This is a genomic window from Neorhizobium petrolearium, assembly GCF_029854435.1.
Lineage (GTDB): Bacteria > Pseudomonadota > Alphaproteobacteria > Rhizobiales > Rhizobiaceae > Neorhizobium > Neorhizobium petrolearium.
The window spans coordinates 25,762-39,279 of record NZ_CP123001.1 but is presented as its reverse complement, the minus strand read 5'-3'; the positions used below and the strand labels follow the sequence as shown (position 1 = coordinate 39,279).

The 13,518-nt window shown below is 62.0% G+C and carries 12 protein-coding genes; 5 read left to right on the top strand and 7 right to left on the bottom strand.

Features of this window, described 5'->3' with window-relative positions; translation table 11 throughout:
* Window positions 1-474: 474 nt before the first annotated feature.
* From QEO92_RS27035 to QEO92_RS27020, 4 genes are all read right to left on the bottom strand, one after another.
* The gene (locus QEO92_RS27035) at window positions 475-1,686 is read right to left on the bottom strand and encodes a c-type cytochrome (RefSeq protein ID WP_227705307.1); all 1,212 of its coding nucleotides are present in this window, start codon (window positions 1,684-1,686) and stop codon (window positions 475-477) included.
* Entirely contained in the window at window positions 1,683-3,449 is a 1,767-nt protein-coding gene (locus QEO92_RS27030) for a GMC family oxidoreductase (protein WP_227705306.1), read from the bottom strand. The genes QEO92_RS27035 and QEO92_RS27030 overlap by 4 nt, the downstream gene beginning before the upstream one ends.
* A gap of 13 nt (window positions 3,450-3,462) precedes the next feature.
* Entirely contained in the window at window positions 3,463-4,215 is a 753-nt protein-coding gene (locus QEO92_RS27025) for a gluconate 2-dehydrogenase subunit 3 family protein (RefSeq protein WP_227705305.1), read from the bottom strand.
* Between the two features lie 132 nt (window positions 4,216-4,347).
* On the bottom strand, window positions 4,348-5,163 hold the full coding sequence (locus QEO92_RS27020; protein WP_227705304.1) for an IclR family transcriptional regulator: 816 nt from the start codon (window positions 5,161-5,163) through the stop codon (window positions 4,348-4,350).
* A gap of 217 nt (window positions 5,164-5,380) precedes the next feature.
* Here QEO92_RS27020 and QEO92_RS27015 point away from each other — a divergent pair, with 217 nt between their 5' ends.
* From QEO92_RS27015 to QEO92_RS27000, 4 genes are all read left to right on the top strand, one after another.
* Window positions 5,381-6,796: a DHA2 family efflux MFS transporter permease subunit gene (locus QEO92_RS27015; RefSeq protein WP_227705303.1), complete on the top strand. Its 1,416-nt coding sequence runs from the start codon at window positions 5,381-5,383 to the stop codon at window positions 6,794-6,796.
* Window positions 6,797-6,942: 146 nt separating this feature from the next.
* A complete protein-coding gene (locus tag QEO92_RS27010; RefSeq protein WP_037145627.1) occupies window positions 6,943-7,398 on the top strand; it encodes a MarR family winged helix-turn-helix transcriptional regulator in 456 nt (151 codons plus the stop codon).
* Window positions 7,385-9,124: an efflux MFS transporter permease gene (locus QEO92_RS27005; protein WP_037145625.1), complete on the top strand. Its 1,740-nt coding sequence runs from the start codon at window positions 7,385-7,387 to the stop codon at window positions 9,122-9,124. Before QEO92_RS27010 ends, QEO92_RS27005 begins: the two co-directional genes overlap by 14 nt.
* Before the next feature lie 32 nt (window positions 9,125-9,156).
* A complete protein-coding gene (locus QEO92_RS27000; RefSeq protein WP_037145623.1) occupies window positions 9,157-10,230 on the top strand; it encodes an HlyD family secretion protein in 1,074 nt (357 codons plus the stop codon).
* Window positions 10,231-10,382: 152 nt separating this feature from the next.
* On the opposite strand, the gene QEO92_RS26995 is transcribed toward QEO92_RS27000, so the two are convergent.
* Complete coding sequence (locus tag QEO92_RS26995; protein WP_280107547.1) at window positions 10,383-10,631, bottom strand: ATP-binding protein; 249 nt, start codon at window positions 10,629-10,631, stop codon at window positions 10,383-10,385.
* Between QEO92_RS26995 and QEO92_RS26990 the strand changes: the two genes are divergently transcribed.
* Window positions 10,632-11,578, top strand: a protein-coding gene (locus tag QEO92_RS26990) for an IS630 family transposase (protein WP_227705302.1) whose coding sequence is annotated in 2 segments (ribosomal slippage) — window positions 10,632-10,980 and window positions 10,980-11,578 — 948 coding nt in all. Because the reading frame shifts where the segments join, the coding sequence is not laid out codon by codon here.
* On the opposite strand, the gene QEO92_RS26985 is transcribed toward QEO92_RS26990, so the two are convergent.
* Together QEO92_RS26985 and QEO92_RS26980 are read right to left on the bottom strand one after the other, a co-directional pair.
* Complete coding sequence (locus QEO92_RS26985) at window positions 11,530-12,798, bottom strand: ATP-binding protein (RefSeq protein ID WP_227705301.1); 1,269 nt, start codon at window positions 12,796-12,798, stop codon at window positions 11,530-11,532. The genes QEO92_RS26990 and QEO92_RS26985 overlap by 49 nt on opposite strands.
* Complete coding sequence (locus QEO92_RS26980) at window positions 12,798-13,514, bottom strand: response regulator (RefSeq protein WP_227705300.1); 717 nt, start codon at window positions 13,512-13,514, stop codon at window positions 12,798-12,800. Before QEO92_RS26980 ends, QEO92_RS26985 begins: the two co-directional genes overlap by 1 nt.
* Window positions 13,515-13,518: the final 4 nt, after the last annotated feature.

Genomic DNA, 13,518 nt, shown 5'->3' with positions numbered 1-13,518 from the left:
CTGGTGGAAGGGCTGTCCGGCTTCATGCAGCCGAAGGCACAGAGCCCGATCGTAACGACCGGTCGCTTCAAGGACACAGAAGCCCTGCCGTCCGCCCAGCTGTGCCAGGAAGGCATCGTGCCCTTTCGCGTCGTTGGAAAACCGGCTTCGTCGGCCAGTCGGATGAAGAAAGCAATCCAGCCATTGTTTGGAAACGTCGATTCCGACGATGCAAGATGCTATCGTCATGAGGCCCGTCCTTATCCTGCGGGATCGCCGCGCCAACGGCCTCCCGATCAACTGTTCGGGTGACAAAAGTCGGAACGGCAGCCTACCGGGCTCGGCCACCGTTTCTCACTACCAAAGATGACCAAGGTACGCTCCCGACCCCCTCAATCTAACAAATCGACACGGCCAGCATAGATAAGAATGACGTGGAAAACTGGTGGCGGGTTGTTAGCGGTCTCTGACGCCTCGCCGGCGCCTGGTTGCGTTTCAGCGACGGCTGGCGATATCGGAGGCCTGCACCGCGGGCGCGGCATTGCCCCAACTGTTGCGGATGTAAGTCAGCACGTCGGCCACCTGCTGGTCCGACAGCCGCCAACCGAGCGACGGCATCGACGGTTGCGTCTTTGCTTCCGGCGTATGCACCCCCTGGCTGCCGTTCAGTACGAGGCGGACGAGCGTTTCCGCACTCGGCTGCTGCACGATCGCACTTCCCGCCAGCGCCGGGAAAAGCTGGCGCGCGCCTTTCCCGCCGCCGCCGTGACAGGCCGAACAGGTGTCGTGGTAGATCGCAGCACCCGCCGTCATATGCGGATCGCTGGCAGCGACCGGTTGCGGCTTGTCGGCCGAGCCGCCCTCGGTGCTCTTGAGGTAGGTCGCGATCGCTTTCACATCAGCGTCGGTCATCAGCGAGGTCGAGGCCTGGATCGCCTCGGCCATCGGACCGGATGCGATCGTATGGCCGTTCGCCCCGCTCTTCAGGTATTGGACGATCTCATCCTCGCTCCAGCTGCCGATCCCGATATAGGGATTGCCGGTGATGTTCGGCGCATACCATCCCTGCAGCGAAGCGCCCTGCAAAGCTTCCGTGGTCTTGTCCGCGCCGAGAAATGTCTTCGGCGAATGGCAGGTGACGCAATGGCCGGGTCCCTGGACGATATAGGCGCCGCGGTTCCATTCCGGCGATTTCGACGGGTCGGGCTTGAACGCGCCGCCTTCGAAATTGATCATGTTCCAGCCCAGCATCGAAAGCCTGATGTTGAACGGGAACGGCAACTGGTTGGCATCGACCGGGTTGAAGACCGGCTCCACGGTGCGCAGATAGGACCAGAGGCTGGAAATATCCTCATCCTTCATCTTCGTATAAGCGGGATAAGGCATGGCGGGATAGAGCCTCTTGCCGTCGTGCCCGATGCCCGCCTTCAGCGCCCGATGGAAATCCTCCTCCGTCCAGTTGCCGATACCGGTCGCCTTGTCCGGCGTAATGTTCGGCGGGATCAATTGCCCGAAAGGCGTTTCGAGCGGAAGACCGCCGGAAAGCGGTTTGGCCCCCGGCGCGGTGTGACAGGCAGCACAGTCCGCCAGGATCGCCTGATAACGGCCGCGGATGATCTTGGAAGCATCGTCGGGTGCCTGGGAAAAGGCAAGACCGGCGGAAAGCGCACCGGCGGCAAGGCTTAAGGTAAAGACGATCTTCTTCATGCCGACACCAGATGCTGACCCGGGTTGCGGAGATATTGCTGACGGATGGCGTCTGCCGTGAAATAGGCGAGCGCACCCACCGTTCCGGTCGGGTTCTTGCCGGCATTGTGCGCAAAGGCGGATGCGCCGACGACGAACACATTGGGCACGTCCCAGCTCTGCAGGTATTTGTTGACGGCGCTGGTTGCGGGATTATCCCCCATGATCGCCCCGCCGGTATTGTGGGTGCTCTGGTAGGGAACCGAATCCCAGCCCTTCTTGCGCCTGTTGACGACGTATTGCCGCCCGCCGAAGGTCTTGGCGATCTCCTCCAGCCGATCCGAAACCCAGTTCGACATGCGGATGTCGTTATCCGGGAAATCGAAGGTGATCCTGAGCAGCGGTCGTCCGAACCGGTCCGTATAGGTCGGGTCGAGGTCGAGATAGTTGCCGCGGGTCGGATAGCTCGACCCCTGGGACGAGAAGCCGAGCGTTGCCTTGTAGGCCTTTACCGTTGCCTGTTTCCAGGCCGACCCCCAGCGCGGCGTGCCGGGCGGCGTCGGGCGGGTCGAGATCGGACGCCCGTTGGTCGGGATGCAGTTGACGCCCGCACCGCCGACGAAATCGAGCGGACCGTGATCGACGACGTCACCGTTGTAGTCGTCCAGCGTCTGGCCGAGTGCGCCGGCGGCGATGAACGGATTGAAGTTCTTGTCGTCGAAGAAGACCTGCGCACCGGAATTGGTCTGGTAGCAGTAGTTCCGTCCGACCGTGCCCTCGCCCGTGTTCGGATCATAGATCCGGCCGATGCCCGAGAGCATCATTAGCCGGACATTGTGCAGACCGTAGGCACAGAGCAGCACGAGGTCGGCCGGCTGGAAGAATTCCTCACCGGACGTGTCGACATAGGTGACGCCACGGGCTTGCGCCTTCGAAGCGTCGAGATCGACATGCAGCACTTCCGAGTCGGTGCGGACCTCGAAATTCTTCTTTTTCATCAGGACCGGCAGGACGGTCGTCTGGGCGGAAGATTTCGAATAGTTGGCGCAACCGAAACGTTCGCAGAAGCCGCACATGGTGCACTGGCCCATGGCGATGCCGAGCGGGTTGATATAATCCTGCGACAGGTTCGCCGAAGGCGTCGGAAACGGATGCAGGCCCACCGATCTGGTGACCTCGGCAAACAGCGTGGGCGCATAGGTCATCTGCATCGGCGGCAGCGGATAGTCGCGGGCGCGCGGGTCCTCGAATGGGTTGCCGCCCTCCTGGATCTGCCCCTTGATGTTGCCCGCCCTGCCGGAAATGCCGGCGAGATATTCGAAGCGGTCGAAGGCGCTCTCCATCTCATGCGCCGTGACGCCCCAGTTCTGCAATTGCAGTTCGGCGATCTTGCCGGCTCCATATCGCTCGCTGAGATGATCGGCGATGCGGAAATCGGTATCCCAGAACCGCCAGGTATGGCCGTTCCAGTGCACGCCGGCACCGCCGACGCCATTGCCAGGCAGGAAGGAGCCGTAGTCGCGCATCGGCAACGCCGTCTGCGACGTGTTGTTACGCATGGTCATCGCTTCGACGACCGGCTGCAGGAAGAGGTCCTTGCGAATGGCGTATCGCAGTTCGTCCTGGGCATAGCCGATGTTGAAATCCGTGGCCGTATCGCGCCAGGGGCCGCGTTCGATGGCGACTACGTCAAGTCCTTCTTCGGTCAGTTCATGGGCAAGGATGGCGCCCGTCCAGCCAAGGCCGACGATGACGACGTCCTTGCGGGGCAGAATTGTGGTCATGATCTTTGCGTCCCTACCTGGTGATCCATTCCGTCGAGCCTGCGATTGAAACCGGAGGCAAGGGATAGGGTTGGTTATGTTTCGTCACGTGGTCGCGATAGTCGTATCGCGCACCGGGGAACCCCAGCATCTTCCACGAAGCCATGTCCTTGTTGCCGCCATAGATCGGATCGGCGAAGAAGCCTTCCATCGTATTGCTCAGCATCAGGTTGAAGAAGGACTTCGCGTCCAGATGCTCGGAAATGCTGATCTTGCCGGCCTCGAGATCCTTGAGCACGACGTCCTGCTCGTCCGGCGACAGCTCGGAGAAGCGCTTGCCACCCTTGTTGTCCCGCGTCCAGGCATTGAGGCCTGCAAGACCGGCCCGGTAACGTTCCGCCGGCGTTTCCGGCTTCTGGTATCCCTGGGTCGGCAATCCGGGAAGAAAGGGGCCGCCGGTGTAGAGACGGCTCGACGCACCATAGGAACCTGCGAGCTGCCGGTCCAGGTATACGACGCATCCGGCTTCCTTGCCGCCGATCGACAGGTCGTCCGCCGGGACCAGCCGATCGACGACCGCCTCCATGGTTGCGACCTCCTCCTGGGTGAAGAACAGCCAGCCTCCCGGCCTCACCTGTACCGGCGGATCGGCGGAACGCGCCTCCCAGGGCAGACTGCCGGAAATGCTGCGGGCAAGCACCGGCGCTGCGGAGCCGGCAAGAACGGTAAATGCGACAGAAGACAGGAATTGGCGCCGCGTCGGGCGCTTGGGACAGCGGGTTTCCATGAGACCTCCCCAGGAAGAAAAGGTCGGTGACGCGTCAGGACAGACGTGCGCCGAGATGATCGAACCGAACGGTTCAACGTTTCACCTAGGGCATTCGAAGCCGCCGACAACCCCCTTTTCGACAGTAAATCGTCAGAGTTCTCCGGAGCCCAACGAACCGCGGTATCCGAGGCGGACGGAAATTGCCCGCGCCGTGGAAAGCAGCGGCTCGGCAAGACCGTTGAGGTTCCTGAGCGACAGACGCTGGACCGGTCCTGCGATGGCGACCGAGCCGACCACTTCCGATTGGGCGTCGTAGATCGGCGCTGCGATGGCGCGCATGCCGAGTTCGCTTTCCTCGTCTTCGATCGCGTATCCCTGGCGGCGGATGTTGGCAAGCAGCTTCCGGAACCTGTCCGGATCGGTGACCGTCTTCGGCGTGCGGACCGGCATCAGCGCCGTCGTGACGGTGGCGACGCGGTTCTCCGGCTGGAAGGCGAGGATCGCCCGGCCGGCCGCCGTGCAATGATAGGGCACCCGCATGCCCATCTCGGTACTGATGCGCACGGCCTGGCGGGACGCCAGGGTGCGGATATACATGATCTCCCGCCCGGCCGGCACCGCAAGCAGCACCGTTTCGCCCGTCTCCTGGCGCAGATCCGCCAGCAGGGTGCGCGCTTCCGTCGACAGATCCATGCGGTGGCGGACCAGCGAGCCGAGGCCGAAAAGCCCGAGGCCAAGCCGGTAGCGACCGGTTTCCGGATTCTTGTCGAGAAAATCCTCCGCCATCAGGGTCACGACAAGGCGGTGGACGGTGCTCTTGGCAATCCCGAGACGCTTGGCAAGCTCGCTGATGCCAATCTCGGCATCGTCGCCCGAAAAGGCTTTTAGAATCCGGATCGCCATCGATACCGAGGAAAGCCGGGCCTTCTGTCCTTCTTCGTCCACGTCCGGTATTTCCGTTCCCATCGCCACTCCCATCACTACTCCACCGCAGGCGTCCGGAACATGCCGTTGACAGCCCGATCCATGAAGGAATACCATATAACGGACCGTCGTTCCATATAGAAGAACACGCAAGAACGCTTAGGCAAGCGGGCATTCCCCGCGGGGGGAGCAGCCTGAGGGTCCGGCAAAGCGGCATTTCGGCGCGTATGATGACGATAAAGCAGAAGAGAACAATCAATTGGAAACGCGCAAGACCGTGCCGCTGATCGTCGCGTCGGCCCTCATCATGCAGCAGATCGATTCGACCGCGATCACAACCGCCCTGCCTTCGATCGCAGATGCGCTCGGCGAACCGCCGGTCGCACTCCACTCGACGATCACCGTCTACATGCTTTCGCTGGGTGTCTTCCTGCCGGTCAGCGGCTGGTTTGCGGACCGCTTCGGCGCCCGCATCGTCTTCTGCTGGGCGATCGGCCTTTTCACCCTTGCCTCGCTCCTCTGCGCCGCCTCGACAAGCCTGGCAATGCTGATTGCTGCCCGCATGCTGCAGGGCTTCGGGGGCGCGCTGATGCTGCCAACGGCGCGCCTCATCCTCGTGCGCTCCGTGCCGCGCGAGGAACTCGTCTCGGCCATGGTACTGATGAGCATGCCCGCCGTGATCGGTCCCGCGATCGGCCCGCTTTTGGGCGGCTTCATCATCGGCATTAGTTCCTGGCACTGGATCTTCTGGATCAACCTGCCGGTCGGAATCATCGCGATCGCGCTGACATTGATGCTGATCGATGAAATCCCTCCGGTCGAACGTACCGCTTTCGATTTTACCGGCTTTGTCCTCACGGGCATCGGCATCGGCGCGGTCATCTTCGGTCTCGATTCCTTCGCTCGCGGGATGAATGCCGGGCCGCTGATCCTGACTGCGACGGGCCTGGCCGCGCTCGCGCTCTACATCCTGCATGCGCGCCGGACCAAAGATCCGATCCTCGATCTGAAGCTCTTCCGCCATCCCACATTCCGCGCCAGCCTTGCCGGCGGGTCGCTCTTCCGGATCAGCATGGGCGCGCTACCCTTCATGCTGCCGCTCCTGATGCAGGAAGTGTTCGGCTACACGCCGTTGCAATCCGGCGCCATCACCTTCGTTTCGACCATCGGCGCCTTCGGCATGCGAACGATCACCAAGCGCATCCTGCACCGTTTCGGCTTCCGCAGCGTGCTCTTCTGGAACGCGCTGATCGCCAGCTTCTCCATGGCTCTCTGTGCGCTTTTCACGCCCGGCACCGCGCCGATGATCATGATCGTCGTCATCCTGATTGCGGGTTTCTTCCGCGCACTGCAATTCACCGCGCTCAACACGATTGCGTTTGCCGAAACGGACGAAGCGGAGATGAGCCACGCGACCTCGCTCTCGCAGATGGCGCAGCGCATCGCCCAGAGCGTCGGCGTCGCGATCTCGGCGATCCTGCTGCAATTCTATTCCGGCGGCTCGGAAACACTGACGAACCACGCTTTCGCGATGGCCTTCATCATCGTTGCGGCGATCTCGGCCTCGTCCTGCTTTTCCTTCTTCCGGCTCCCGCAGAACGCCGGCGACGTACTTGCCGGGCGAAAAATGCAGGCCACGGAAGAACGGATCAAGGAAGCCGAAGCGGCAGAGTAACATGACGAGGACCTGGCTCCCTCACGGCGCGGTTTCACCGTCTCTTCCCATCTTCGATGGGGTCCCTTTTCCAATTCCCCTTGAAACGGAATAGTTGGCATGCTAAGTATCAATAAGAAACTTAGCGCACTAACATTAAGCACCCAATGAAACCTGATCCGATCAGCTCCGAATTCCTGGAATCGCTCACCAAGGTGAGCCGCAAGATTCGCACGGCCTTCAATCAGCAGGTCACGGCGCATGGGCTCACCTATCCCCGCGCCCGCACACTGCTGCGGCTTTCCAAGAAGCAGAACATGACCCAGAGCGAGCTTGCCTGCGAGCTGGAACTGGAACAGGCGACCATGGTGCGGCTTCTCGACCGAATGGAGGAAAACGGTCTCATCGAACGCCGGGCGGACGCCAGCGACCGCCGCGTCAAGCTGATCGTGCTGACCCCCTACGGCGAGGAACAGGCCGCGCTCGTGCAGTCGATCGGCGAGGGCCTGCGCATGCAGGTCTTTGCCGATATCGACCCGGAAGAGCTGCGTGCCAGCATTGCCCTTTTCGAACGCATCTCGGCCAATGTCGCGGAAATGGACGATATCCATGTCCCCGCGTGAAGTTGCAGCGAGACAAGAGGATGCAGTGATCATACGGCCGGACTTCAGCGGGCACGCGAAGCCGGCCGAACCCGCTCGTCTCTCCGAAACGCAGTCGGAGCCGGTTGCTGCTCCCGCGTCCCCCGTGGCTCCGGCGCCGGCTGCCTTCGTACCGAAATCGCCCGCGATGACGGTCGCCTACATCGTCGCCGGCACATTGATCGCGCTGACCCAGGGACTTGGGTTGAGCTTCATCTCCACCAACCTGCAGCAGATCGCCGGCCCGATGAGCCTCACCCAGGTCGAAACCACCTGGCTGATGGCAGCCTATCTCTTTCCCAACGCCAGCCTGACGCTGCTGCTCTTCAAGGTGCGCGCCCAATACGGCCTGAGGAATTTCGCCGAGGTGGCAGTCGTCGCCTATGTGCTCGTCTGCCTCGCCCACTTCTGGGTGGACAGCTATCATAGCGCCTTGGTCCTACGCTTCTTCGCGGGTGTCGCCGCGGCTCCCATGACCTCGCTCGGCTTCCTCTACATTCTCGAGGCCATTCCGCCAGCGAGGAAGATGAACATCGGGCTGTGTATTGCACTGACGGCGCTTGCCATCCCGGCTCCCATCACCGGACTCATCTCGCCGACGCTGCTGGATCTTGGCGATTATCACGCGCTCTATGTGGTCGAGATGGGGCTTGCCATGGTCTCGCTCGGCCTCGTCTACCTCCTGCCGCTCAATTCCCCGCCCCGCGCGAAGGTGATCAGCAGCCTCGACGTGGTGAGCTACATCTTCCTGGCGATTGCGCTTGGCTGCTTCGCGGTCGTCCTCACGGTCGGCCGGCTCTACTGGTGGACGGCCACAGACTGGCTCGCCCTCCCGATCATCGCCGGAATCATCGCGTCGGCCATCTTCGCAATGATCGAACTCAACCGGAGAAACCATCTGGTCGACATCCGCTGGCTTACCTCCCGCGAAATCCTGCATTTCACCGGCGCGTTGCTGGTCTTCCGTATCGCGCTTTCGGAGCAGTCGAGCGGCGCCATCAACTTCCTGCGCAATGCCGGCATGCTGAACGAGCAGATGGCCGGCCTCTATTGGGTCATCCTCGCCGGTTCGATCGTCTCCGGGATCGTCTGTGCCGCCATCATGAAGCCGGGCCGGGCATCGGCGATCCATGCAGTCTCGCTGCTCTTCGTCGCCATCGGCAGCTATATGGACAGCCGGTCGACGACCCTCACCCGGCCGGAGCAAATGTATGTGAGCCAGTTCCTGGTGAGCTTCGCAAGCGGCCTTTTCCTGCCGCCGGCGCTTGCCGTAGGCATGGGCGCGGCGCTGAAGCGCGGCCCGAGCTATATCCTCTCTTTCATCGTCGTCTTCCTCGCCACGCAGAAGATCGGCGGTTACCTTGGCAGCGCGCTCTACGGCACGTTCGTGCAATGGCGCGAGCAGTTCCATTCCTTCCGGCTCGTCTCGCAGCTCACGTCCACGGATCCGCTGGTCGCAGCCCGGTTGAAACAGCTCGGCGGCGCCTACGGCAAGGTGCTGACCGACCCGAACCAGCAGACGGTTCAGGGCACTGCGCTCCTTGCAAGACAGGTGCAGCAACAGGCTTATGCGCTCGCCTATAACGACTCCTTTCTGCTCACCGCATACCTGTCGCTCGCGGCATTCGGCTGCCTCTGCGTTCACGTCGCCTGGCGCAACCGCGAACATTTCCTCCCGAATTCAAACCCGATGCCCGCAGCCGCCTGAAGGACATTCAAGAAGAACAGAACGCTATTGCCATGACCAAACTTTTTCGTTCCATCGCCACCTACGTGGCCATGATCGCCGGTATCGCCGGCGTATTCCTCGTGCTTTACGCCTGGAACCTGCCGCCCTTTCACGGCTCGGTCGAGATGACCAACGACGCCTATGTGCGCGGCCAGGTGACATTGCTCAGCCCGCAGCTTGCCGGCTATCTCGTGGACGTACCCGTGCAGGACTATCAGAGGGTCAAGAAAGGGGACCTCATCGCCCGGATCGACGACCGCATCTATACCCAGAAGCTGGAGCAGGCGAAGGCAACGCTTGCAGCCGCCGAAGCCGCGCTCGCCAATTCCGAACAGAGCCACAAGTCGGCGGAAGCCAAGATCGCCTCTGCCAAGGCGGCAGTGGAAAGCGCCAATGCCGCTCTCGAGGTTGCCCGGACGACCTACGAGCGCACCGAAGGCCTTCTGGAAAAGAACATCGCCAGCCGGAGCGAAGCCGAGAAGAACCGCGCGGCCTTCAACCAGGCGCAGGCCGCGGTGCATCAGGCGGAAGCCGCCGAGCTCGTCGCAGAACAGGATCTGAACACGATCGTCGTCAGCCGCCGTTCCCTGGAAGCCAGCGTCGAAAGCGCCAAGGCCGCTGTGGAGCTCGCGGAGATCGATCTGGCCAATACACGCATCACAGCGCCGCAGGACGGCACGCTCGGCGAGATGACGGGCCGGATCGGCCAGTACGTCTCGGTCGGCACGCAGATCGGCTCGGTTGTGCCCGATCATGTCTGGGTGGTCGCCAATTTCAAGGAGACCCAGCTTGCCGGCATGCGGCCGGGGCAGGAAGTCGTCTTCACCGTCGATGCTCTCGGGCATCAGAAATTCGCAGGCCGGATCGAACGTTTCGCGCCGGCCACCGGGTCAGAATTCTCGGTCATCAAGGCCGACAACGCCACCGGCAATTTCACCAAGGTGGCCCAGCGCATTCCGGTCCGGATCGCCATCGAGCCGCAACAGCCGCTGACCGACAGGCTCGTCCCCGGCATGTCGGTGATCGCAAGCGTGAACCTCGCGCAAACCAGCACGGCTCTTGCCCAGGCTGCAGAATTCGACTGATCGCTGCCCGCAATCGAACTCTGCCATGTCGGCGATCCGACGGAGAACGCCCCGCGCCGCAGTTCAGCTTATGGCAGCGCAGGGCGTTTATGCTCGTCTCAAAACCCCTCTGCCCACTCTGAGTTGCACAGTCTTGATAATCAAGGCAGGCTTCAGCTCCGAAACAGCGGCAACCGCACGATGATCCTCGCTCCGCGGACCGGAGCATCGTCGATCGCCAGTGTTCCGCCATGCGCCTCCACCAAATTGCGGGCCACCGCAAGGCCGAGGCCGGCCCCACCGGTCTTGCGAGCGCGTGATGTTTCGAGCCTAGAGCGTTTCCCTGACTGATTGAATCTTTGTGGGCTTTGCAAATCAGGCGCTGTCTGATTCAAACTATCTGCCGATGGAGGTCGGCGGATATGTCGAAAGCCCTTTCAGTCGATCTGCGTGTTCGCGTGCTTGCTGCTGTTTCCGCTGGTGCGACCCACCGAGAAGCTGCTGAACGGTTCGGCGTGAGTGCCGCAAGCGTCAGCCGCTGGCGAAATCTGCAACTTCACCAGGGCGACGTGCGACCTGGTCCTCTTGGCGGAGATCGAAATTCCCGAAAGACAGAGGCCCATCGCGAGGCGATCATGGCATGGCTCGCTGAGCACCGCGATGGAACCTTGTTCGAGCTGCGTGACACGCTTTCTGCCCAGGGCATCACGATCAGCAAATCGGCTTTGCACCGGTTTCTTGTCCGGCACGGCCAGACTCGCAAAAAAAGACTGGCCACGCGGTAGAGCAAAGCCGTCCCGACGTCCTGGAACAACGTCAGCAGTGGTTCGATGATCAACTGGACCTTGATCCTGCCAAGCTCGTTTTCATCGACGAAACCTGGACCGCGACGAACATGGCGCGCACCCACGGACGATGCAGGAAGGGAGAGCGCCTGCGAATGGGCTTCCCGCACGGCCACCGCAAGACCACGACGCTGGTGGCTGGCTTGCGCAGCACAGGAATGGTTGCGCCGCTCGTCATCGACGGGCCGATCAACGGAGAATGGTTCGAGGCCTATGTCGCCCAGGTTCTTGTGCCGACCCTGAAGCCTGGCGATGTCGTCATCCTTGACAATCTCTCCAGCCACAAGCGACCGGCGGCGCGTGAGATGATCGAGGCTGCCGGTGCGCGCATGCTCTTCCTCCCGCCCTACAGCCCAGACTTCAATCCCATAGAGAAGGCATTCTCAAAGCTCAAAGCGCTCCTACGCAAGGCGGCAGAGCGCACCGTATCGGGCCTTTGGGACAGGATCGGAAAACTGCTCGACCTCATCGAGCCTCAGGAGGCGCGCAATTTCTTCACATCATGCGGATACGATCCAGCATGAAAGGGAAACGCTCTAACGAAAGGCTCCATCAGGATTTCCCGCTGGTCGCTCGGAATACCTGGCCCCTCATCATCGATCGTCAGCCGCAGCCATTCTCCTTCAACCATCAGCCTCAGATGTGCCACGCCGCCATATTTCAGTGCGTTGTCAATCAGGTTCGCGAAAATGCGCCTGAGTGCCAGCCGGTCGCCTATCAGAAGTGCGGTTTCAGCTGCAGTCTCCGGTGCAGCCTCGGCTAGCAAGACAGCCAAGGTGACGCGCCCTCCGGTCGCCGGGCGGTCGGCGACCTCTGCCTCCAGTAACGGCACGATGTCGAAAAGCTCCTCGTCCAATGCACCGACTCCGGCACGACCGGCAAGCATTGCATTGTCGAGCAGTTCGATCATGTCGTTTATGTCGGCCACGGCTTTCTCCCGCACCACTTCGTCCGGGATATGTTCCAACCGCAGCCTGAGCCGCGTCGCAAAGGTCCGCACGTCGTGCTGTATGCCGCCAATCAGAGCGAGCCTTGCCCTGACGATCGCATGAAGCCGCGTCTGCAGCCGCTCAAAGGCATTGACCAGTGCTCGCGTTTCGGGTGCGGCGCCTTTCAGCTTCGGCAAGGGAACCGGAGTACCGGTCGGATCGATCCTGTCGACGGCTGCGGCCAACCGCGTCAGCGGGCGGATCTCACGGTGGAGGGCGATCATGGCCACGAGTCCGAAAAGCGTACCGATCAGGCCGGCGCCGAGCCCCACCGGCAGGCCGAACCACGTGACGATGAAGGGCGTGCGAGTCTCCATGACCAAGACCCGCTCCGGCGAAAGCCGGACACGGAACTGGATGGGATTCACCACGCCCTTGAAGAGAAGCGGCCGCCTGATCCGGCGCCCCTGCGTGAGGAGGCGGATCGAAAGAAGATCTTGGCCCAGCACTTCGCGATAAATCCGATATTCGGTATTGTCCCATAGATCTGTAGTCTCTCCGGGCGGCAAGTCGGTCCCGGTGATCCGCACATCGAGGACCGGTGAACTCGCGGCATCGATCAGCAAGGGCCACCGATCCTCCGGCTCACTCTTCAGAAGCGTGGCAATCGCTGCGATTTGCCCGGGAGGAGGATTGGAAGTCGTTCGACTGAGGCCATTCGCCAGATAATAAAAGGAGATCAGCGCGATCCACAGGGCCAGCAAGCCTGCGCCGCCAATCGCGATCAACCTCCGGGAAAGGCTTAAGCCCAACATCACGTCACCTGACGCACCGGCACCGTCAGCAGGTAACCTCCGTTGCGAACCGTATTGATGAGATTGCTGCCGGGACTTGCCGCATCCAGTTTCCTGCGCAGACGCGAGACGAGCAGGTCGACCGTCCGATCAAAAGGATCGGCCGTACGGCCATGGGTCCAGTCGAGGATCTGGTCGCGCGAGAGCACCCGGCGCGGCCTCAGCACGAAACAGGAGAGAAGCTCGAATTCGCCGCTCGTCAGCGGCACCAGACCGTCTGGCTCCGCTTCAAGCTGCCGGGCATCGAGATCGGCGACGAAACGGTCGAAGGCGAAGCGACGGCTCGGCGGCTGGAAGGGTTGCGGCGAAGCCCGTCGCAGAAGCGCCCGGACGCGCGCCAGGAGCTCGCGCGGGCCGAAGGGCTTGACGAGATAGTCGTCGGCACCGAGTTCCAGACCCACGACACGATCGGTCTCGTCACTTTTCGCCGTCAACATCAAAATCGGCAGCGGCCGCGTGGCGCGAACGCGGCGGCAAACTGAAAGGCCGTCTTCGCCGGGCATCATAAGGTCGAGGATCATCAGGTCGGGCTCGCGGCGGCGGAGGATTTCGTCCATGGCGCGGGCATCCTCCGCCGTCTCCACGGCGTAACCCTCTCGCGACAGGAAATCACCGACGAGCTGCCTTATCTCGGCATCGTCATCGACAATCAGGATGGTGGGCACGGGTCGGTCCATATCG